Annotated in this window: 20 protein-coding genes, 4 tRNA genes and 1 pseudogene; 17 read left to right on the forward strand and 8 right to left on the reverse strand. The window is 59.4% G+C overall.

Translation table 11 applies throughout. The annotated features are described in order from the left end of the window. Positions 1-117: 117 nt before the first annotated feature. The 7 genes from KGA98_RS01230 to thiO are packed head-to-tail and all read left to right on the forward strand — an operon-like array spanning position 118 to position 4204. On the forward strand, positions 118-591 hold the full coding sequence (locus KGA98_RS01230) for a GspH/FimT family protein (protein WP_223500361.1): 474 nt from the start codon (positions 118-120) through the stop codon (positions 589-591). Beyond that, positions 588-1037: a type IV pilus modification protein PilV gene (gene pilV, locus KGA98_RS01235; RefSeq protein ID WP_223500373.1), complete on the forward strand. Its 450-nt coding sequence runs from the start codon at positions 588-590 to the stop codon at positions 1035-1037. The genes KGA98_RS01230 and pilV overlap by 4 nt, the downstream gene beginning before the upstream one ends. Continuing rightward, positions 1034-1741, forward strand: a complete 708-nt coding sequence (locus KGA98_RS01240; protein ID WP_223500376.1) for a PilW family protein — start codon at positions 1034-1036, stop codon at positions 1739-1741. Before pilV ends, KGA98_RS01240 begins: the two co-directional genes overlap by 4 nt. A 10-nt stretch (positions 1742-1751) precedes the next feature. Continuing rightward, positions 1752-2231: a PilX N-terminal domain-containing pilus assembly protein gene (locus KGA98_RS01245; RefSeq protein ID WP_223500378.1), complete on the forward strand. Its 480-nt coding sequence runs from the start codon at positions 1752-1754 to the stop codon at positions 2229-2231. Continuing rightward, positions 2218-2631 carry a hypothetical protein gene (locus KGA98_RS01250; protein ID WP_154862177.1) on the forward strand — a complete coding sequence of 138 codons (414 nt, stop codon included), beginning with the start codon at positions 2218-2220 and terminating at the stop codon, positions 2629-2631. Before KGA98_RS01245 ends, KGA98_RS01250 begins: the two co-directional genes overlap by 14 nt. Before the next feature lie 14 nt (positions 2632-2645). Then, positions 2646-3047 (forward strand): type IV pilin protein, encoded by a 402-nt coding sequence (locus tag KGA98_RS01255; protein ID WP_223500380.1) that lies wholly within the window; start codon positions 2646-2648, stop codon positions 3045-3047. A 56-nt stretch (positions 3048-3103) separates the two neighbouring features. Further along, positions 3104-4204 (forward strand): glycine oxidase ThiO, encoded by a 1101-nt coding sequence (gene thiO, locus KGA98_RS01260; RefSeq protein ID WP_223500383.1) that lies wholly within the window; start codon positions 3104-3106, stop codon positions 4202-4204. A gap of 128 nt (positions 4205-4332) precedes the next feature. Here the strand turns inward: thiO and KGA98_RS01265 are convergent, their stop codons facing one another. The 4 genes and pseudogenes from KGA98_RS01265 to KGA98_RS01280 all read right to left on the reverse strand — a co-directional run bounded on the left by KGA98_RS01265 (position 4333) and on the right by KGA98_RS01280 (position 7397). Beyond that, positions 4333-5670, reverse strand: coding sequence for a sigma-54-dependent transcriptional regulator (locus KGA98_RS01265; protein WP_150813480.1), 1338 nt, complete (start codon positions 5668-5670; stop codon positions 4333-4335). Then, positions 5667-5984 (reverse strand): annotated as a pseudogene (locus KGA98_RS01270) (hypothetical protein); the annotation flags it as partial. The gene KGA98_RS01265 and the pseudogene KGA98_RS01270, both read right to left, overlap by 4 nt. 31 nt (positions 5985-6015) lie before the next feature. Beyond that, the gene (locus KGA98_RS01275) at positions 6016-6249 is read right to left on the reverse strand and encodes a PP0621 family protein (protein ID WP_057713250.1); all 234 of its coding nucleotides are present in this window, start codon (positions 6247-6249) and stop codon (positions 6016-6018) included. A gap of 125 nt (positions 6250-6374) precedes the next feature. Further along, the gene (locus KGA98_RS01280) at positions 6375-7397 is read right to left on the reverse strand and encodes an outer membrane protein assembly factor BamD (protein ID WP_057713251.1); all 1023 of its coding nucleotides are present in this window, start codon (positions 7395-7397) and stop codon (positions 6375-6377) included. 151 nt (positions 7398-7548) lie between these two features. Between KGA98_RS01280 and rluD the strand changes: the two genes are divergently transcribed. The 7 genes from rluD to KGA98_RS01315 all read left to right on the forward strand — a co-directional run bounded on the left by rluD (position 7549) and on the right by KGA98_RS01315 (position 12801). Further along, a complete protein-coding gene (gene rluD / locus KGA98_RS01285) occupies positions 7549-8511 on the forward strand; it encodes a 23S rRNA pseudouridine(1911/1915/1917) synthase RluD (protein WP_008052092.1) in 963 nt (320 codons plus the stop codon). Beyond that, positions 8508-9227 carry a peptidoglycan editing factor PgeF gene (pgeF, locus tag KGA98_RS01290; RefSeq protein ID WP_223500392.1) on the forward strand — a complete coding sequence of 240 codons (720 nt, stop codon included), beginning with the start codon at positions 8508-8510 and terminating at the stop codon, positions 9225-9227. The genes rluD and pgeF overlap by 4 nt, the downstream gene beginning before the upstream one ends. 295 nt (positions 9228-9522) lie before the next feature. Beyond that, positions 9523-12087 carry an ATP-dependent chaperone ClpB gene (gene clpB / locus KGA98_RS01295; RefSeq protein WP_057713253.1) on the forward strand — a complete coding sequence of 855 codons (2565 nt, stop codon included), beginning with the start codon at positions 9523-9525 and terminating at the stop codon, positions 12085-12087. A 300-nt stretch (positions 12088-12387) separates the two neighbouring features. Beyond that, positions 12388-12463: transfer RNA gene (locus KGA98_RS01300), tRNA-Asn, on the forward strand. 9 nt (positions 12464-12472) lie between these two features. Continuing rightward, positions 12473-12549 (forward strand) — tRNA-Pro (locus KGA98_RS01305). A gap of 5 nt (positions 12550-12554) precedes the next feature. Next, positions 12555-12630, forward strand: a tRNA-Lys gene (locus KGA98_RS01310). A 94-nt stretch (positions 12631-12724) separates the two neighbouring features. Then, positions 12725-12801, forward strand: a tRNA-Pro gene (locus KGA98_RS01315). A 175-nt stretch (positions 12802-12976) separates the two neighbouring features. Here KGA98_RS01315 and KGA98_RS01320 read toward each other — a convergent pair. Genes KGA98_RS01320 through KGA98_RS01335 form a run of 4 tightly spaced genes read right to left on the reverse strand, consistent with a single transcriptional unit; the run spans position 12977 to position 15713 of the window. Continuing rightward, entirely contained in the window at positions 12977-14275 is a 1299-nt protein-coding gene (locus KGA98_RS01320; protein ID WP_090451465.1) for an NAD(P)/FAD-dependent oxidoreductase, read from the reverse strand. A gap of 60 nt (positions 14276-14335) precedes the next feature. Next, positions 14336-14509, reverse strand: a complete 174-nt coding sequence (locus KGA98_RS01325; protein WP_007970531.1) for a DUF3094 domain-containing protein — start codon at positions 14507-14509, stop codon at positions 14336-14338. A 53-nt stretch (positions 14510-14562) separates the two neighbouring features. After that, entirely contained in the window at positions 14563-15090 is a 528-nt protein-coding gene (locus tag KGA98_RS01330) for an MOSC domain-containing protein (protein WP_057713255.1), read from the reverse strand. Continuing rightward, complete coding sequence (locus KGA98_RS01335) at positions 15087-15713, reverse strand: DUF1780 domain-containing protein (RefSeq protein WP_007970534.1); 627 nt, start codon at positions 15711-15713, stop codon at positions 15087-15089. Before KGA98_RS01335 ends, KGA98_RS01330 begins: the two co-directional genes overlap by 4 nt. A 219-nt stretch (positions 15714-15932) precedes the next feature. Here KGA98_RS01335 and KGA98_RS01340 point away from each other — a divergent pair, with 219 nt between their 5' ends. Genes KGA98_RS01340 through KGA98_RS01350 form a run of 3 tightly spaced genes read left to right on the forward strand, consistent with a single transcriptional unit; the run spans position 15933 to position 19785 of the window. Beyond that, the gene (locus KGA98_RS01340; protein ID WP_223500398.1) at positions 15933-17276 is read left to right on the forward strand and encodes an aromatic acid/H+ symport family MFS transporter; all 1344 of its coding nucleotides are present in this window, start codon (positions 15933-15935) and stop codon (positions 17274-17276) included. A 3-nt stretch (positions 17277-17279) separates the two neighbouring features. Further along, positions 17280-18500, forward strand: a complete 1221-nt coding sequence (locus tag KGA98_RS01345; protein WP_223500400.1) for a benzoate/H(+) symporter BenE family transporter — start codon at positions 17280-17282, stop codon at positions 18498-18500. Between the two features lie 16 nt (positions 18501-18516). Beyond that, a complete protein-coding gene (locus tag KGA98_RS01350) occupies positions 18517-19785 on the forward strand; it encodes an OprD family porin (protein ID WP_223500402.1) in 1269 nt (422 codons plus the stop codon). Position 19786 lies beyond the last annotated feature (1 nt).

The raw sequence follows: 19786 nt of genomic DNA on the forward strand, positions 1-19786 counted from the left end.
GTGGCGTGCTGTAGCCCGCGCAATCCCTGCACGAGAAATGGCAACGCAAACGCACCGCATCGCTCGAATGTTGTGCTGCGCAAGAGCAGGTATAGCCGAAGGAAGCAGAAGGCCCCGATGGATCATCCTACAAAAGGTTTCACGCTGATCGAGTTGCTGGTCGCGATCGCGATCCTTCTGATTCTGCTGACTCTGGCTGTCCCGGCGTTTACCCGCTCGATGCAAACAACGAGGGCGGATACTGAAATCGCTGACCTGCGACGAGCCCTGAATTTTGCCCGGCTCGAAGCCATCGAGCGGGGCAATGCCACACGGGTGCGACCGACGGCCGGTGGGGATGTCTGGAGTGGGGAACTGACGGTTTACGACGGTACTGGCGCTTTGGCCAATGTATTGCGGGTTGTTCCGGCGATGAGCGGCGGTGCAACTCTGGCGCTAACCTCTGACGTCACTGCCATCGATTTCAACAGTATGGGCGGATTGTCATCACCGTCCTCAGAGGTGGTGATCAGCTATGGGCGGGGCGCACAAAGCAGGACGCTGACGGTGTGTTTGAACGGACGAATTCTATTGGGTGGAAGTTGCGGATGAGGGCAGGGAGGCAAGGCGCGCAGGAGGGCATGACGCTGGTCGAAGTCCTGGTGGCGTTAGTCATTCTGGGAGTGGGCCTGCTGGGGGCGGCGGCGTTTCAGCTCAATGCGCTGAAGTACACGGACAGTGCGCGCATGACCAGTCAGGCCAGTTTTATCGCCTATGACCTGATGGACCGCATTCGCGCCAACGCCGCAGCGGATTACACCATTGCGCCGCCGGCCACGGGCAATCCTGACGTTACCCGGGATCAGGACCTGTTTGATTTCAACGCCAACATCGTCAGTTCACTCGGAGCCTCCGCGACGGGCAGTGTTACCGTCAACCAGCAGGTGTACACCATCACGATTACCTGGGACGACTCACGGGCCGCGAATACTGCCGATTCGCGACGCAGCTTCATCCTGAGCAGCCGCGCGGCCATTGATCCGATGGTGATCCCGTGAGGCGCAGCAGCAGGGGTTTTAGCCTGGTCGAGTTGTTGATCGCCATGGCGTTGAGCCTGATCGTGGTGCTGGGCGTGGTGCAGGTTTTCATCGCGGCCAAGAACACCTATCTCAGCCAGAATGCGGCCGCGAACATGCAGGAGGATGCACGTTTCGTGTTGAGCAAAATGATTCAGGAGATTCGCATGGTCGGGATGTTCGGTTGCCTGGAAAGGATCACTGATTCCAGCAAGAAAGGTGATTTCCATGCCAATCGTGTAACGCCGATCCGTTGGGACAATGGCAGTCGCAGTTTGACGCTGGTTACGGCGGATGTCGGCAGCAATGGCGACAAGCCGGACTGGACCGTGCTTTCCGATTGTAGAACCAATTCGACGGCCTACAGTGAAGGTCGGATGCCAGTGGCAGGGCAACTGGCATTTCCGATCCGGCGGCTGATTTACAGCTTCAACAACAACCAACTGTTGATGAAAGGCGGGACCGCAGCAGACCAGGTATTGGTGGATAACGTCAGCGCTTTCGACGTGAGCTTCGGCCTGGCCAGTACGGCCACTGATCTGGCTGCTTCGCGCTACAGCAGCAACCCGCCGAACCCCGCGCTGATTCGTAGCGTTCGCCTGAGCCTGACCCTCACCGATCCGAATCACCGCGTGAGCGATCAAACCTTCAATGTGGTTGCCGCTCTGCGCAACCGCTTGCCATGAGAGGGTGCCAATGAATCGGTCTCCCATGACGTGTTACACCCAGCGCGGCATGGCCCTATTGGTCAGCCTGGTGTTCTTGCTCTTGCTGACGTTGATTGGCCTTTCATCGATGCAAAGCGCCACCTTGCAGGAAAAAATGGCCGGTAGTGTCGCCTTGCGCAACCAGTCGTTTCAGCGTGCCGAAGCCGCATTGCGGGTGGGCGAGAGTACAGTGCAACGGGACAGTTATGCGCTACCTGTTTGTAGCGGCATCGTTCAATGTGCGCCACCGTCCGAGTCTTCGACTATTACCGCTGCCGGTTTCAACGCTTCTTCCGGAGTGACCTGGATTGCATCGGGCAACGGCTTTTATGGTGTGCAAAATATTGGTGACAGCCAAGGTGCGGTGAATGTGCCAATCAATACCCCGGCGATGTTGTATCGGGTAACGGCGGTCGGCATCGCGGGGCATTCGCGCAGTGTGGTGGAGAGCATCTATGCGAAGTACTGAGCGACCTGTCAGGTTATGGCCACAACTGTTTGGTGCCGTCGTCGCGCTTAACCTGTCGGTGTCGGCGCACGCTGCCACATCAGCGGATTCGCCAGCGCTGAACCGGCCCACCTGTCTGGCCAATGGCAACTGGTACGGTTTTTACCATGGCAATCAGGGGTTGAAGGCCGTCTGCCTGAAGCTGCCCGCTGCGATCAGCGTTAAGATGCTCGACAGCAACGCCGATGGAGTGGTCGACAACAGCGACACGCTATCCGATGGCGTGATCTTTATCGGGGAACATTCGACCCAGGACGCCAGCGACAATGGCGGGGCCGTGAACGATTCCACTGGCGACGGTACTGCGGGGATGGAAAAATCCGGCGGCAGCCGTCGCATCATGTGGCGACAAATACAGTGAGTGAGAATTGAGGCATGCGTAGTTCCAACCGCGGTTTTACCCTGATCGAAATCATGATCGTGATTGCGATCATCGGTATTGTCATGACCATTGCTGCCCCGAGTTTCACCGAATACCTGAACAAGGGCCGTCGCGCAGAAGTAGCCGGTCTGCTCTCGGAGCAGGCGCAGCTCCTGGAGCGCTTCTACTCGCAGAAAAATGCCTACACCGATGCGACGGGCCTCAGTGCCGGCAATGATTACTACAGCATCACACCGACCCTGACCGACCAGAGTTTTCTGCTGACGGCGGTGCGCAAGGCTGACTCGAGCATGGCCACTGACAAGTGCGGTGATCTGACCATCACCAACACCGGTGTGCTCGGTATGGTCAACGCGAAATCCGGCCTGACCAGCAAAGACTGCTGGGGGCGCTGAGTTTCTATTTCGGGTGCCTTTCGTACCCTCTGTCTATTTAACGATTGGATCAGAACATGACCAGGCAACAGCAAGTGGTGATTGTCGGCGGTGGGGTGATTGGATTGCTGACGGCCTTCAATCTCGCCTCCGAAGTGCAAAGCGTTGTGCTGCTGGATCGCTCGAGCGTCGGCCAGGAATCGTCCTGGGCCGGCGGCGGCATCGTTTCGCCGCTTTACCCGTGGCGCTACAGCTCGGCGGTCACCGCGTTGGCTCACTGGTCCCAGGACTTTTATCCACAGCTGGGCGAGCGCTTGTTTGCCGCCACTGGCGTTGATCCTGAAGTGCACACCACCGGTCTGTACTGGCTGGATCTGGATGACGAGGCTGAAGCGCTGGCTTGGGCTGTCCGGGAAAATCGCCCGCTTAGCGCGGTGGATATTTCGGCAGCACACGACGCCGTGCCGGTGCTGGGCAGCGGTTTTTCCCGGGCGATCTACATGGCCGACGTCGCCAATGTGCGTAATCCGCGTCTGGTGAAGTCACTCAAGGCTGCGTTGCTGGCGCTGCCGAACGTGACGATCCATGAGCAGTGCGAAGTCAGCGGGTTTGTTCGTGAGGGCAATAAAGTGGTCGGCGTGCAGACCTCCACAGGTACTGTTCCGGGCGATCAAGTCGTCCTGACGGCGGGGGCCTGGAGCGGTGATTTGCTCAAGCTTCTTGATCTGACGCTGCCGGTCGAACCGGTGAAAGGGCAGATGATTCTCTACAAGTGTGCGGCGGATTTCCTGCCGAGCATGGTCCTGGCCAAGGGCCGTTATGCGATTCCCCGGCGCGACGGACACATACTGATCGGCAGTACGCTGGAGCATGAAGGCTTTGACAAGACGCCGACCGGGTCGGCACTGGAAAGCCTGAAAGCGTCCGCGGTGGAATTGATCCCGGCGCTGGCCGATGCCGAAGTGGTGGGGCATTGGGCCGGATTGCGCCCGGGATCACCCGAGGGCATTCCCTACATCGGTCCGGTGCCGGGTTTTGATGGGCTCTGGCTCAACTGCGGACATTACCGAAACGGGCTGGTGCTGGCGCCAGCGTCATGCCAGCTGTTTGCCGATGTAATGCTGGGCCGTGCGCCGATTATCGATCCGGCGCCTTATGCGCCTGCCGGGCGGCTCTGACTGCTGGATCGCAGTCGTTTATACGGTCGCTATCGCGAGCAAGTTCGCTCCTGCAATGGTTCTGAGGTGTTCGCAGTTGTTGTGTTCACCAATGACCCCGTGGGAGCGGCTTGCTCGCGATAAGGGCTTCAATCCAATCCAAACTTCTTGAGCCTATAGCGCATCGACCTGAATGACAGGTTCAACCGCTGAGCCGCCGCCGTGCGGTTCCAGCGGGTTTCCTCCAGGGCCTGGAGCAGTAGTTGGCGTTCGATGTTTTCCAGGTAGGCTTCCAGATTGTCGATCCGGGTCAGGTCCGGCACGCCACCCTCAGCCCCACAGTTGCCTTCAGCCAGGCGCAGGTCGCCGGCTTCGATCTGTTTGTTCTCACACAAGGTGTGCGCCCGTTCGAGCATGTTTTCCAGTTCCCGCACATTGCCCGGGAAGCGATAGCTCTTCAGCGCATCGAGGGCTTGGGGGTGGAGTCTCGCCGCAGGTTGACCGGTATCGGCGGCCAGACGCTTGAGAATGTGGCTGGCTAGCATTTCGATGTCATCACGACGCTCGCGCAAGGGTGGCACCCGGAGTTCGATCACGTTCAATCGGTAGTAAAGATCATGACGAAATCGTCCGGCGGCGACTTCGGCGCCAAGGTCCTTGTGCGTGGCGCAGAGAATGCGCACATCCACCGCCACTTCCTGCTGCCCGCCAACGCAGCGTACGGATTTCTCCTGAATCGCGCGCAGCAATTTGACTTGCATGGACAGCGGCAGGTCGGCGACTTCGTCGAGGAGCAGGGTGCCGCCGTGGGCTGTCTGGAACAAACCGGGCTTATCTTCGATAGCGCCGCTGAAACTGCCTTTGCGATGGCCGAAAAACTCGCTCTCCAACAGTTCCGAGGGAATCGCCGCGCAGTTGATCGCAATGAACGGCTGATTGGCGCGAGGGCTTTGATCGTGGATCAGGCGCGCGACCAACTCCTTGCCGCTGCCGGACTCTCCGCTGATGTATACCGTCGCATGGCTGCCAGCCAGTTTGGTGATGTGTTCGCGCAGGTTGCGCATGGGCAATGAGTCGCCCAGCAAGCGACGATCGATGCCGACCCCGCGGGCAGGAACCAGCAGGGCGCTGGTGACCAGCTCACGCAGACGCGTAAGGTCCACCGGTTTGGTCAGGAAGTCGAATGCCCCGGCCTTGAGCACATTGATCGCGTTTTCGAGACTGTCATAGGCGGTGATCATTGCCACCTGGACCCGGGGGTGGCGTTGCTGGATGTGCTGCACCAGCTCCAGGCCGGTACCGTCCGGCAACTGCATGTCGGTCAGGCATAGATCGAAGGTTTCGCGTTTGAGCAGGGATTGCGCTTCGCCGACGTTGCGGGCGTTGAACGTCTCCAGCTTCATCCTTCCCAGGGTGATTTCCAGGAGTTCGCGAATGTCCGGTTCGTCATCGACAATCAAGACTTTTTGTCGTGGTTTGGTGTTCAACGTAGGTTCCGTCCGTGAGCAAAGGTCATGCAAAAGCAGCCGCTTTCCTGGCGTGCCTTGAAGTTTAGGCGGGACGGAATGCTTTCGCCCGGCTGGCCGGACAGATAAAGCCCCAGGCCCCTGATATGGCGGGCTGGGGCTTTATTTTCGAGTATTTCCAGTGATTTCAGCTCGAGCCGTAGCGGCGACATTTGCTCGCGGCGCTGCAGGTGCAGGACGTTTTCGATTACCCGGTTCATTCGCAGAGAGAGGTCTTGAATAATCTGTGTCAGACGTCGATCTGCGCCTTTCAGTTCCTTGGGTGCGCGCGATAGTCCTTAATCGGCCGCTATTTCGGGTGACGTGTCAGCGGCCGCTGGAATCCTTGTCTTGCTCGAGGTGAGCCTGGCTGCAATACCATCGTTGGTCGAGGCTCAGCGCGCGGTCGCGGGGCAGGTGGACGCCACAATGGGCGCAACGGACCATGGGCGCCGCGTCCCGCTCGGCAGGGGGCCTGGGGGTGGAAGCCTGACCCTTGAACTTGCGCCAGAACCACACTGCAGCGGCAATCAGGGCAATCCAGAACAATAAACGAAGCATGGTGAGCAGCTTTTTGATTGATGAAGCGGCAGTTTAGCCAAGGACCTGACAGGCGCACAGTGTAATAAAGCGCCGAAATAAAAAAGGGAGACTCGAAAGTCTCCCTTTTTGCACAACCCGGGGTGTCAGTCGAACACGCCGAAGGTCATGTAGCTGAACCACGAGCGGTCACTGTTGTTGCCTTCCGCTTCGTGATTTTCTTCTTCGATCGCGTCGCCATTGTCGTCTTTAGGCTTGAGCTCGCTCGGGATGGCGTCCTTGGCGTCCTGGAACTGCCTCTGTACGTCCTGGTTGGCGCGGGTTTCGCCTGGTGGCAGCGGCGGACGGGACTCGATCAGGCCCAGGGTCGCCTTGCTCAGCCACGAACGGTTGTCCGCTTCGGCGACGGTCGGTACGAACTGGCCGTCCACCAGCGTCGGGTGGTTCGGGTAGTTGAGCTTCAAGGTTTCCAGGCTGGTGGCAGCCAGTTCGTCCAGGTGCAGGCGCTGGTAGGCCTCGGTCATCACCGCCAGGCCGTCGCCGACCGAAGGGGTTTCCTGGAAGTTTTCCACCACGTAACGACCGCGGTTCGCGGCGGCGACATAGGCCTGACGGGTCAGGTAGTAGTCGGCCACGTGAATTTCGTAGGCCGCCAGCAGGTTGCGCAGATAGATCATGCGCTGCTTGGCATCCGGTGCGTAACGGCTGTTCGGGAAGCGGCTGGTCAGCTGGGCGAACTCGTTATAGGAGTCGCGGGCGGCGCCCGGGTCACGCTTGGTCATGTCCAGCGGCAGGAAACGCGCCAGCAGGCCGACGTCCTGGTCGAAAGAAGTCAGGCCTTTGAGGTAGTAGGCATAATCGACGTTCGGATGCTGTGGGTGCAGACGAATGAAGCGTTCCGCAGCGGACTTGGCCGCTTCTGGCTCGGTGTTCTTGTAGTTGGCGTAGATGAGTTCGAGTTGTGCCTGATCGGCATAGCGACCGAACGGATAACGCGATTCCAGAGCCTTCAGCTTGGCGATGGCACTGGTGTAGCTACTGTTGTCCAGGTCATTTTGAGCCTGTTGGTACAGCTCGACTTCACTGAGGTTTTCGTCTACGACTTCCTTCGATGAGCAAGCAGCGGTCAATGCGAGGATGGCGATCAGCAGCAGGTGTTTCACTTGCATGGCGGCTTGCGTCCCTATGACGGCCGCTGTCTTGGGCGTGGCCGTCCTGTTATGATGAGCGCCCCGTTGAATAGCCTCGGGGCAAAAGACGCCGTATTTAACCACAAGCGCGCAGCCGAAACCAAAGGCTGTGCCGACGCCTAGTCTGAGCATGTCCGATAAAATTGAACTTCGCGCAGAGGTGCCGTCCGAATTGGGCGGCCAACGCCTCGATCAAGTCGCCGCACAATTATTCGCTGAGCACTCGCGCTCGCGCCTTTCCGCCTGGATCAAAGACGGCCGCCTGACTGTGGATGGGGCGGTTATCCGCCCGCGAGACATCGTCCACGGCGGCGCCATCCTTGAGCTGACTGCCGAGCAGGAAGCTCAGGGCGAATGGGTCGCTCAAGACATAGCCCTGGATATCGTCTATGAAGACGACGACATCCTGGTGATCAACAAGCCTGCGGGCCTGGTGGTGCACCCGGCTGCCGGTCATGCCGACGGCACCTTGCTCAACGCCTTGCTGCACCACGTGCCGGACATCATCAATGTGCCCCGCGCCGGTATCGTGCATCGCCTGGACAAGGACACCACCGGTCTGATGGTGGTGGCCAAGACCATTCAAGCGCAGACGCAGCTGGTTACACAGTTGCAGAGCCGCAGCGTCAGCCGGATCTACGAGTGCATCGTGATCGGTGTGGTGACAGCCGGTGGCAAGATCAACGCACCGATCGGTCGTCACGGCCAGCAACGCCAGCGCATGGCCGTGATGGAGGGTGGCAAGCAAGCTGTCAGCCATTACCGCGTGCTCGAACGCTTCCGCTCCCACACCCATGTGCGGGTGAAGCTGGAAACCGGTCGTACGCACCAGATTCGCGTGCACATGGCGCACATCAACTATCCGTTGGTCGGAGATCCTGCCTATGGCGGTCGTTTCCGTATTCCGCCGGCCGCCAACCCAACCATGGTCGAGTCGCTGAAAAACTTTCCGCGTCAGGCGCTGCATGCGCGTTTCCTGGAACTGGATCATCCGACCACCGGTCAGCGCATGAGCTGGGAATCGCCATTGCCGGAAGATTTCGTCTGGTTGCTGACCCTGCTCAAGCAAGACCGTGAGGCGTTCATCGGATGAGTGACTGGCTGATTCCTGACTGGCCCGCGCCGGCCGGGGTCAAAGCCTGTGTGACCACCCGAGCGGGCGGCGTCAGTCTGGCGCCGTTCGACAGCCTCAATCTCGGCGATCACGTCGACGACAGCCCTGAAGCTGTTGCCGAGAATCGCCGTCGTCTGACCGATCATTTCTCCATTCAACCGGCCTGGCTGCAACAGGTCCACGGGATTGTCGTGGCCCATGCCAATCCAGGCCGGGTGGACACTGCCGATGCCAGTTGGACATCAACGCCGGGCGTCGCCTGCGCGGCGATGACCGCCGATTGCCTGCCTGCGCTGTTTTGCGACCGTGCCGGTACTCGCGTCGCGGCAGCTCATGCCGGTTGGCGTGGGTTGGCGGCGGGTGTGCTGGAAGCGACCCTCGATAATCTGGCCGTACCACCTGCCGAGGTGCTGGTATGGCTCGGTCCGGCCATTGGTCCACAAGCGTTTGAAGTTGGCTCCGAAGTGCGCGAAACCTTCGTGCAGCAACTGCCTCAAGCCGCAGAAGCCTTCGTGCCAAGTCAAAACCCCGGCAAGTTCATGGCTGACATCTATATGCTGGCGCGTTTGCGTCTGGCGGCTCGCGGTGTAACGGCTGTCTATGGTGGCGGTTTCTGCACCGTGACCGATCCTCGCTTCTTTTCTTACCGCCGTGCGCCCCGCACTGGCCGATTCGCCTCCCTGATCTGGCTGTAGCGCCCTGTCTCACGAATACTGTTCCTCTTTGACGGCGTCTGTTGCCGTCATGCTGCGTTGCCGCTCCTCGCCATAGCGGGCTATGACTCGTCGCGGCGCCTTGCCTGACGACAACAGCCACTCGCCAAAGAGGAACGTATTCGTAAGGCAGGGCGCGACCGCTAGACTTGCCTGACCTGCATCAACGTCCCGACGCTTGAAACTCCCAGAATCGACCACATCTATTGTGGTATCTGGCAGGTTTCTTCATTCAGGATGTTTTATAGGTCCGGCCTGCTCAAAAGGAAGGTGACCCATGCGTATAGACCGTTTAACCAGCAAATTGCAGTTAGCGTTGTCCGATGCCCAATCCCTGGCAGTCGGCCTCGATCATCCGGCCATCGAGCCGGCGCACTTGATGCAAGCCTTGCTCGAACAGCAGGGCGGCTCGATCAAGCCCCTGTTGATGCAGGTGGGCTTCGACGTCAACAGCCTGCGTAAAGAGCTGACCAAAGAGCTCGACCAGCTACCGAAAATCCAGAACCCGACCGGCGACGTGAACATGTCGCAGGATCTGGCGCGTCTGCTCAACCAGGCCGACCGTCTGGCCCAGCAGAAGGGCGACCAGTTCATCTCCAGCGAGCTGGTGCTGCTCGCCGCCATGGACGAGAACAGCAAGCTCGGCAAGCTGTTGCTCGGCCAGGGCGTGAGCAAGAAAGCCCTGGAAAATGCGATCAACAACCTGCGTGGCGGCGAAGCGGTAAACGACGCCAACCACGAAGAGTCGCGTCAGGCGCTGGATAAATACACCGTCGACCTGACCAAGCGCGCCGAAGACGGCAAGCTCGACCCGGTGATCGGCCGTGACGATGAGATTCGCCGGACCATCCAGGTGCTGCAACGTCGTACCAAGAACAACCCGGTGCTGATCGGTGAGCCTGGCGTGGGTAAAACCGCCATCGCCGAAGGCCTGGCCCAGCGCATCATCAATGGCGAAGTGCCGGATGGCCTCAAGGGCAAGCGCTTGTTGTCTCTGGACATGGGGGCGCTGATCGCCGGTGCCAAGTATCGCGGTGAGTTCGAAGAACGCCTGAAATCCCTGCTCAATGAGCTGTCGAAGCAGGAAGGGCAGATCATCCTGTTCATCGACGAACTGCACACCATGGTCGGCGCCGGCAAGGGCGAAGGTTCGATGGATGCGGGCAACATGCTCAAGCCGGCCCTGGCCCGCGGTGAGCTGCACTGTGTGGGCGCCACTACGCTCAACGAGTACCGCCAATACATTGAGAAGGACGCCGCTCTCGAGCGACGTTTCCAGAAAGTGCTGGTGGACGAGCCGAGCGAAGAAGACACCATCGCCATCCTGCGTGGCCTCAAGGAGCGTTATGAGGTTCACCACAAGGTGGCGATTACCGACGGCGCGATCATTGCCGCGGCCAAGCTGAGCCATCGCTACATCACTGACCGGCAGTTGCCGGACAAGGCCATCGACCTGATCGATGAAGCCGCCAGCCGCATCCGCATGGAGATCGACTCCAAGCCGGAAGTGCTGGACCGTCTGGAGCGTCGCCTGATTCAGTTGAAGGTGGAATCCCAGGCGCTGAAGAAAGAAAGCGACGACGCGGCGAAGAAGCGTCTGGAAAAATTGCAGGAAGAAATCGCACGTCTAGAGCGTGAGTACTCGGATCTCGAAGAAATCTGGAACTCGGAAAAAGCCGAAGTCCAGGGTTCTGCGCAGATCCAGCAGAAAATCGAGCAGTCCCGTCAGGAGCTGGAAACGGCCCGCCGCAAAGGCGACCTGAACCGCATGGCGGAGTTGCAGTACGGCGTGATCCCGGACCTGGAACGCAGCCTGCAAATGGTCGACCAGCATGGCAAACCCGAAAACCAGCTGCTGCGCAGTAAGGTGACTGAGGAAGAGATCGCCGAAGTCGTTTCGAAGTGGACCGGTATTCCAGTGTCGAAAATGCTCGAAGGCGAGCGCGAAAAACTGATGAAGATGGAAAGCCTGTTGCACCAGCGTGTGATCGGCCAGGACGAAGCGGTCGTTGCGGTTTCCAATGCGGTGCGGCGTTCCCGCGCCGGGTTGTCCGACCCGAACCGGCCAAGCGGCTCGTTCATGTTCCTCGGCCCGACCGGTGTCGGTAAAACCGAGCTGTGCAAGGCCCTGGCCGAATTCCTCTTTGATACTGAAGAGGCGATGGTGCGGATCGACATGTCCGAGTTCATGGAGAAACACTCCGTGGCTCGCTTGATCGGTGCGCCACCAGGCTATGTGGGGTATGAAGAGGGCGGTTACCTGACCGAGGCCGTTCGTCGCAAGCCGTATTCGGTGATCCTCATGGACGAAGTCGAGAAGGCGCACCCGGATGTGTTCAACATCTTGCTGCAAGTGCTCGAGGATGGTCGTCTGACCGACAGCCATGGCCGCACGGTGGACTTCAAGAATACCGTGATTGTCATGACCTCCAACCTGGGGTCGGTACAGATTCAGGAACTGGTCGGTGACCGTGAGGCGCAGCGCGCGGCGGTGATGGATGCGATTTCCAGCCACTTCCGGCCGGAGTTCATCAACCGGGTCGACGAAGTGGTGATCTTCGAGCCGTTGGCGCGGGATCAGATCGCCGGCATTACCGAGATCCAGCTGGGCCGTCTGCGCAGCCGCCTGACCGAGCGTGAGCTGAAGCTTGAACTCAGCCCTGAAGCCATGGACAAGCTGATCGCGGTCGGTTACGACCCGGTATATGGCGCACGGCCGCTCAAGCGCGCTATCCAGCGCTGGATCGAGAACCCGCTGGCGCAGTTGATCCTGTCCGGTCGATTCATGCCGGGCGACACGGCTCATGGTGTGGTGGAAAACGACGAAATCGTCTTCGTCTGATCCAGATCGGCAACAAAATTGAAAAGGCCTCGCATTGCGAGGCCTTTTTTTCGTTAGGCTGTTGAACTCAAAGGAAAAGGCTTGTAAAGTGCGCCCCGCAGTAAGTCACCCGCCAGGGTTTCCGCTCCCCAAGCAGGAATCCAAAATAAGTTGCAAATCATTAACTTGAAAGCAATTTAGGGGGTTGACAGAGGTGCTGAAGATTGTAGAATAGCGCGCCTCAGACACACGAACGCAGCGATGCGAACGGGTTGAAGAGAACGCAGTAAAGCTTCAAAGTTGTAAATTGAAATGTGTAGTTCCGTGATAGCTCAGTCGGTAGAGCAAATGACTGTTAATCATTGGGTCCCAGGTTCGAGTCCTGGTCACGGAGCCAATTTCAAACCGGGGTATAGCGCAGTCCGGTAGCGCGCCTGCTTTGGGAGCAGGATGTCAGGAGTTCGAATCCCCTTACCCCGACCATTTTTGGGTCGTTAGCTCAGTTGGTAGAGCAGTTGGCTTTTAACCAATTGGTCGTAGGTTCGAATCCCACACGACCCACCATTTTTGAAACCAGTTAGCGCTGGAATCGAATCTTAAGATCAGAGGCCAAAAGCACTGATCGAAGAAGGCGCCTTCAAAGGTGCCTTTTTTTTACCGGGGTATAGCGCAGTCCGGTAGCGCGCCTGCTTTGGGAGCAGGATGTCAGGAGTTCGAATCCCCTTACCCCGACCATATTAAAAATCCTCGTATCGAAAGATACGGGGATTTTTTTTGTCCGCAGGAAACTCAAGAACGCCGCAAAACCAATGTGGGAGCGGGCTTGCTCGCGAAGGCAATGTGTCAGTCGACATAAATGCTGAATGACATGGCCTCTTCGCGAGCAAGCCCGCTCCCACAAGGGGGTGTTTTAGTGCAACTTCAGGCGCGGCTCGGTGCCACGTCCGATCTTGCTGCCGAGCATCAGCATCGCCGTGCGGAACGGTCCGTACAGCGCCATCTGGTGCATGCGGTACAGCGACACGTAGAACATCCGCGCCAGCCAGCCTTCGAGCATCACGCTGCCGGTGAGGTTGCCCATCAAGTTACCCACAGCCGAAAAACGCGACAGCGAGATCAGCGAGCCGTAGTCGGTGTACTTGTACTCCGGCAACGCCTTGCCTTCGATGCGCAGTTTCAACGATTTGGCCAGCAGCGAAGCCTGTTGGTGAGCGGCCTGGGCGCGTGGCGGCACATTGCGGTCGCTACCCGGTTGCGGGCAGGCGGCGCAATCACCGAACGCGAAGATGTTTTCGTCGCGGGTGGTTTGCAGGGTCGGCAGCACTTGCAGCTGATTGATGCGGTTGGTTTCCAGGCCATCGATGTCCTTGAGGAAACCCGGTGCGCGAATCCCCGCGGCCCAGACTTTCAGGCTGGCCTTGATTTCGTTGCCGTCGGCGGTGATCAGGCTGTCGGCCGTCACTTCGCTGACAGCGGCATTGGTCATGACGTTGACCCCGAGTTTCTCCAGGGTTTTATGCACAGGCCCGCCAATGCGCTCCGGCAGCGCCGGCAGCACCCGTGGACCGGCTTCGATCAGGGTGATGTGCATGTTTTCCGGTTTGATCCGGTCCAGGCCATAGGCTGCCAATTCGTGGGCGGCGTTGTGCAGTTCGGCGGCCAGTTCGACCCCGGTGGCACCGGCGCCGACGATGGCCACGCTGATTTGCTCGATCGTGTCGGTCTGACCGGCGTGCGCGCGCAAATAGTGATTGAGCAGTTGCTGGTGGAAACGCTCGGCCTGTTTGCGGGTGTCGAGGAACAGGCAGTGTTGCGCCGCGCCCTGGGTGCCGAAATCGTTGGTGGTACTGCCGACGGAAATCACCAGCGAGTCGTAAGGCACTTCGCGGGCCGGCACCAGCTCCAGACCGGCTTCGTCGTAGGTGGCGGCCAGCTGGATTTTCTTCTTCGCGCGATCGAGCCCGCTCATGCGGCCCAGCTGGAACTCGAAGTGGTTCCATTTGGCCTGGGCGACATAGTTGAGTTCGTCTTCGGAAGAGTTCAGGGAACCGGCCGCCACTTCGTGCAACAACGGTTTCCAGATGTGGGTCAGGTTCGCGTCGACCAGCATCACGCTGGCCGTACCGCGCTTGCCCAGAGTCTTACCCAGACGGGTAGCCAACTCCAGACCGCCGGCGCCGCCGCCGACAATGACAATACGATGGGACATAAGGATAACTCGCAAGGCTAAAAGAAATCGGTGCAATTACCCGAGCGAGCGCAAGGCAGCTCATAGCGTCAGGTAACTGATAAGTCGGCTCAACAGGCCCAGACCAATGGTCACTGCCAATACCAGTACAAGGAGCATCCACGGCCGGAAAGGCCGGCGCTCGACTTGGTGCTGGGACAACTGCAGGTACTCTTCGACATGCTTTTGGTCGTCGGGGTTCAGGCGGCTGGTCATATCGGGCCTCGTCAGGAGTAGACGTTGCTGAATGTGTAGAAGCTACAGTGTTTTTACCCAGGGTTGAACGCAGCATAGCCGCTGTCCGGAATGGGTTCGACGCTAACGATGTCGTCCAGGCGAATGATGCCACTTTGTAACACCCGGGCAGTGATTCCGCCATGTCCGCGCACGGCCTGAAAGGTGCCGATGCCCAGGTTGCTTTCCAGGCGCGCGCAGGGCTGGCACCAGCCGGTGGTTTCGAACGTTGCCTGGCCGATCCGGAAGCGGCGGCCCTTGAGGCTGAACAGATTGATGCCACTGATAACGAGATTGCGTCGCAGATCTTCAGGCCGGACCGGATGATCCTGTGCTCGCCCCATCAGTGAACTGATCACCGCCAGGTGCTCCCACTGAATCAGCGTGACCTGCCGCGCATTGCGCACGCCGGGGCGGGCGTGGTCGCCGGTCAGGCCGGCCTCCAGGCGCGCTTCCACGGCATCGAGTTCAAGCATCGCCGAACGTGATTGCGGGCGCACGCCGATCCAGCGTACACGACCCTGTTGTGGCACCTCGGCGATCAGCTCCTGCAGCGGGCTCACAGACTGATCCCGACGTCGAACACAATGCTGCGCCCCAGGTTGCTGCGCAAGAAGTCCGGCGCATCCGGGTGAGCGAACAGCACGCGGGCGAATGTCGGCCCAACCAATGACAGCGAGCGCCAGCCCTGGCGCAGGTATTCGGTCGGCGGCGGGAAATGGCTGTTGAGGTCCAGTACTTCGCGTTTGAGGCTGGCGAAGGCAATGATGTCCAGTTCACCCAGATCCATGCCGCGCTCTTTGTAGTTGTGCGCTTTTTTGCGCAAGGTCGGCGCCAATCGCAGCAAGAACTCGTTGGCGGGGATACGTCGTGGCTTGGCCTCGCGGCGCACCAGTTGGCTCAGGGAAAACGCGCTGCGTCGGCGCTGCAGTTCGTCGCGCCATTCATCGTTGAGGCGCCGGCCCTCGTCGAGCACGAAGAACACCTCGAAACTGGCATCGCGAAACAATACATCCGGCGGCTCCCCGGCGGGGGCGAACTCATCGGCGCGATAGGGAATGTTCAAGCCTTGCAGCAGGCGCTGGCAGACCCAACGCTCACGCTCCCACTTGCGGGCATTGGACAGGAACGCATTGGCTTGCTCGGCCGCGATGGTCAGCAGGCGTAAGTAATCTGAGTCATCCATAGGCCCAAGCTTAGCGTTCAAATGTGATCGCAAAGAAGACAATTTGTCGGAGAGGGTCAATGCCTCCCGCTTCCATGCCCGTTTCAGGGCCCTGCACAAAATGGATAGTGATCTGCGCGCACTGGATATTGCCACGTATCGGGCGGCTCTACCCTCGGCTGTACGGACGTAAGCCGTGTTACCGCCGCTCTAAAAAAACAACAACAAGAGATATATGCCATGCGCAAGATCGACGTACATGAGGTTATCGACAACGCTCGTTTCAACCGCTTTCACTGGATGGTGCTGTTCTGGTGTGCCCTGATCATCATCTTCGACGGTTACGATCTGGTGATCTACGGCGTGGTCTTGCCGATGCTGATGAAAGAGTGGGCGCTCAGTCCTCTGCAAGCCGGTGCACTGGGCAGTTATGCACTGTTCGGCATGATGTTCGGTGCGCTGTTCTTCGGTCCGCTGTCGGACAGGATCGGTCGCAAAAAAGCCATCACGATCTGCGTGATGCTCTTCAGTGGCTTCACCGTGCTCAATGGTTTCGCCCGAAACCCCACCGAGTTCGGCCTCTGTCGCTTCATTGCCGGGCTCGGCATTGGCGGCGTGATGCCTAACGTCGTGGCACTGATGAACGAGTACGCGCCGAAAAAAATCCGCAGCACTCTGGTCGCGATCATGTTCAGCGGTTACTCGGTGGGCGGCATGCTGTCCGCCGGACTGGGCATTGTGCTGATCCCGAGTTTCGGCTGGCAGTCGGTGTTTTACGTGGCGGTCCTGCCGTTGCTGTTGTTGCCGCTGATCATGTATTTCCTGCCCGAATCGGTGGGCTTCATGTTGCGTCAGGGGCGTAATGAAGAGGCGCGCAATATTCTTCAGCGCATCGATCCGGCCTACGTCGCGCAAACCTCTGATCAATTGCACATGGCCGAAGTGAAAGGCACGGGCACCCCGGTGTTGCAGTTGTTCCGTGAAGGCCGTGCGCTGCGCACGCTGATGCTGTGGCTGGCGTTTTTCTGCTGCCTGTTGATGGTGTACGCGCTGAGTTCCTGGCTGCCGAAACTGATGGCCAACGCCGGTTACAGTCTGGGTTCGAGCCTGTCGTTCCTGCTGGTGTTGAACTTCGGGGCTATCTTCGGCGCGGTCGGTGGCGGGGTGCTGGGCGACAAACTCAATCTGCCGAAAGTGCTGGCGGTGTTTTTCGCCATGGCGGCGGTGTCGATCACGCTGTTGGGCTTCAACAGCCCGATGCCGGTGTTGTACCTGCTGATCGCCATTGCGGGTGCCACCACCATTGGCTCGCAGATTCTTTTGTACGCCTGCGCCGCGCAGTTCTATTCCATGACGATTCGTTCTACCGGTCTGGGCTGGGCATCGGGCATTGGGCGCAACGGGGCCATCGTCGGTCCGCTGCTGGGTGGTGCCTTGCTCGGGATCAGCTTGCCCCTGCAACTGAACTTCATGGCGTTTGCCCTGCCCGGTGCGGTGGCTGCCCTGGCCATGACCGTGTTCGCCATCAGCAGCCGACGCAGCGCTGCGGGCGTCAACCCAGCGTTGTCAGCGACCGGTGCCTGAATCATGAAAGCGTTTTTCCAGGACTTCTCGTTGTCAGCCGCCGTGTCTGGATTCATTGCCACGGTGATTTCCTACGCCGGCCCGTTGGTGATCATCTTTCAGGCGGCAGAAGCGGCACATCTTTCGCGGGAAGTGTTGTCGTCCTGGATCTGGGCGATCTCCATTGGCAGTGCCGTGCTCGGTATCGGTTTGAGCCTGCGCTACCGCGTTCCGGTGATCATCGCCTGGTCGGCGCCGGGCTCGGCGTTGCTGGTGACGCTGTTGCCGGACATCTCCATGGCAGAGGCGGTGGGGGCGTATCTGGTCAGCAGCCTGATCATTTTCGTGGTTGGCATCTCGGGCGCTTTCGACCGGATCATCAGCAAACTGCCCGCCGCCATCGCGGCGGCGATGCTGGCGGGGATCCTGTTCAGTTTCGGCACTGGCTTGTTCGTGTCGATGCAGCGCAAGCCGTTGCTGGTCCTGGCGATGTTTGCCTGCTACCTGATCTGCAAGCGTGTGATGCCGCGTTATGCGGTGATGATGGTGCTGCTGATGGGCTGTTCGATTGCCGCGTTCACCGGTGATTTGCATCGTGACGCGCTGGTGATCGGCCTGGCCACGCCGGTATGGATCACGCCCGAGTTCAGCCTGGGCGCGATCCTGAACATCGCCTTGCCGCTGGTGATGGTGGCGCTGACCGGTCAGTTCGTACCCGGCATGGCGGTGCTGCGCGCCAGTGGCTATCCGACGCCAGCGAGCCCGATCATCGCCAGTAGCGCGCTGGGCACGGCATTGCTGGCGCCGTTTGGTTGCCATGGACTGAATCTGGCGGCGATCACCGCGGCGATCTGCACGGGTCGCGAAGCCCACGAAGATCCTCGCAAGCGCTACGTGGCCGGGGTCGTTGGCGGCCTGTGTTACCTGCTGTTGGGGATCTTCGGCGCGACGCTGGTCTCGCTGTTTTCAGCGTTCCCCAAAGAGTTGATCGCGGCGCTGGCCGGGCTGGCCTTGTTCGCCGCCATTGCCGGCGCGTTGACCGGCGCGATGGCAGTACCAAGCGATCGCGAAGCCGCGCTGGTGACCTTTCTGGTCACGGCTTCGGGCATGTCGTTGTTCGGGTTGTCCGCGGCGTTCTGGGGGCTGATTTTCGGCATGGTCACCCATGTGCTGTTGGGCGCTCGTCGTCCCGTTCCCCTTCGCAAATCCACTGCAACTGAAGTCCTTCAATCAGTCGATCAATAACAATAAGAGAAAAACGATGAAACAGATTCTCCCAACAACCGGTTCGGCGTTGTCCCTGGCTGTCGTCTCGGGTTTTTCCACCGGTGCGATGGCAGCTGAAACCGGCTTTATCGAAGACACCAGCGCAACGTTGCAGGCGCGCAATTACTACTTCAGCCGCGACTATTCCGACATCGTCGGCGCCAACCAGCAATCGAAGGCTGAAGAGTGGGCCCAGGGTTTCATCCTCAACGTGAAGTCAGGATACACCCAAGGCACCGTCGGGTTTGGGGTGGACGTCATCGGCTTGCTCGGTCTCAAGCTCGACAGCGCTCCGGACCGGACCAATACCGGTTTGTTGCCGGTGCAGGACGACGGCCGCGCGGCAGACAACTACAGCCGTCTGGAAGGCGCGTTGAAGATGCGCTACTCCAAAACCGAGCTGAAGGTCGGCGAGTTGCAACCCAACCTGCCGGTGTTGGCATTCAGCGATATTCGCCTGCTGCCACCGAGTTATCAGGGCGCAAGCATTACCTCCAATGAGATCAATGGCCTGACTGTGCAGGGTGGTCACTTGAGTTCAACCAGCCTGCGCAACGAAGCTGGCGACGAAAAGATGCAAGCGATGCTGGGTCACGTGCCGCAGCGTCAGGTCAGCAGTGACGGTTTCAATTTTGCCGGCGCTGACTATGTCTTCAACGACAAGCGCAGCTCGGCCAGTACCTGGTACGGGCAACTGGAAGATATCTACAACCAGCGTTTTCTGGGTTTAAAGCACAGTGAGCCGGTGGGCGACTGGATCCTCGGCGCCAACCTCGGTTACTACGATTCGCGCGAGGACGGCAAAAAACTGCTGGGCAACATCGACAACCAGGCGTTCTTCTCGCTGCTGTCGGCCAAGCGTGGCGGTCATACGTTTTACGTCGGCTATCAGGGCATGTTCGGCGACAGTGCATTTCCACGGGTATTTGCCAACATCTCGCCACTGGGCAACGAGGTGCCGACCTACGAGTTCGCCTTCACCGATGAGCGTTCCTGGCAGGCGCGTTACGACTACGACTTCGCGGCGCTCGGCGTACCGGGGCTGACCAGTACCGTGCGCTACATCAGCGGCAACAATGTCGATACCGGCAAGGGCTATGAGGGCAAGGATCGCGAACGTGACCTGGACATCGGCTATGTGTTGCAGAGCGGCAGCCTCAAAGGTTTGGGCATTCGCGTGCGCAATGCGATGGCGCGTTCAAACTACCGCAGTGATATCGACGAGAACCGCTTGATCCTCAGCTACACGTGGACCTTGCTGTGAG

The organism is Pseudomonas sp. BF-R-24 (assembly GCF_019947335.1).
GTDB lineage: Bacteria > Pseudomonadota > Gammaproteobacteria > Pseudomonadales > Pseudomonadaceae > Aquipseudomonas > Aquipseudomonas jessenii.

What these genes read in the sequence shown, in the direction of transcription:
- KGA98_RS01230 (WP_223500361.1), top strand. Translation starts at nt 118, where the DNA reads ATGGATCATCCTACAAAAGGTTTCACGCTGATCGAGTTGCTGGTCGCG.
- pilV (WP_223500373.1), top strand. Translation starts at nt 588, where the DNA reads ATGAGGGCAGGGAGGCAAGGCGCGCAGGAGGGCATGACGCTGGTCGAA.
- KGA98_RS01245 (WP_223500378.1), top strand. Translation starts at nt 1,752, where the DNA reads ATGAATCGGTCTCCCATGACGTGTTACACCCAGCGCGGCATGGCCCTA.
- KGA98_RS01250 (WP_154862177.1), top strand. Translation starts at nt 2,218, where the DNA reads ATGCGAAGTACTGAGCGACCTGTCAGGTTATGGCCACAACTGTTTGGT.
- KGA98_RS01255 (WP_223500380.1), top strand. Translation starts at nt 2,646, where the DNA reads ATGCGTAGTTCCAACCGCGGTTTTACCCTGATCGAAATCATGATCGTG.
- thiO (WP_223500383.1), top strand. Translation starts at nt 3,104, where the DNA reads ATGACCAGGCAACAGCAAGTGGTGATTGTCGGCGGTGGGGTGATTGGA.
- KGA98_RS01275 (WP_057713250.1), bottom strand. Translation starts at nt 6,249, where the DNA reads ATGCTTCGTTTATTGTTCTGGATTGCCCTGATTGCCGCTGCAGTGTGG.
- KGA98_RS01280 (WP_057713251.1), bottom strand. Translation starts at nt 7,397, where the DNA reads ATGCAAGTGAAACACCTGCTGCTGATCGCCATCCTCGCATTGACCGCT.
- rluD (WP_008052092.1), top strand. Translation starts at nt 7,549, where the DNA reads ATGTCCGATAAAATTGAACTTCGCGCAGAGGTGCCGTCCGAATTGGGC.
- pgeF (WP_223500392.1), top strand. Translation starts at nt 8,508, where the DNA reads ATGAGTGACTGGCTGATTCCTGACTGGCCCGCGCCGGCCGGGGTCAAA.
- clpB (WP_057713253.1), top strand. Translation starts at nt 9,523, where the DNA reads ATGCGTATAGACCGTTTAACCAGCAAATTGCAGTTAGCGTTGTCCGAT.
- KGA98_RS01320 (WP_090451465.1), bottom strand. Translation starts at nt 14,275, where the DNA reads ATGTCCCATCGTATTGTCATTGTCGGCGGCGGCGCCGGCGGTCTGGAG.
- KGA98_RS01325 (WP_007970531.1), bottom strand. Translation starts at nt 14,509, where the DNA reads ATGACCAGCCGCCTGAACCCCGACGACCAAAAGCATGTCGAAGAGTAC.
- KGA98_RS01335 (WP_007970534.1), bottom strand. Translation starts at nt 15,713, where the DNA reads ATGGATGACTCAGATTACTTACGCCTGCTGACCATCGCGGCCGAGCAA.
- KGA98_RS01340 (WP_223500398.1), top strand. Translation starts at nt 15,933, where the DNA reads ATGCGCAAGATCGACGTACATGAGGTTATCGACAACGCTCGTTTCAAC.
- KGA98_RS01345 (WP_223500400.1), top strand. Translation starts at nt 17,280, where the DNA reads ATGAAAGCGTTTTTCCAGGACTTCTCGTTGTCAGCCGCCGTGTCTGGA.
- KGA98_RS01350 (WP_223500402.1), top strand. Translation starts at nt 18,517, where the DNA reads ATGAAACAGATTCTCCCAACAACCGGTTCGGCGTTGTCCCTGGCTGTC.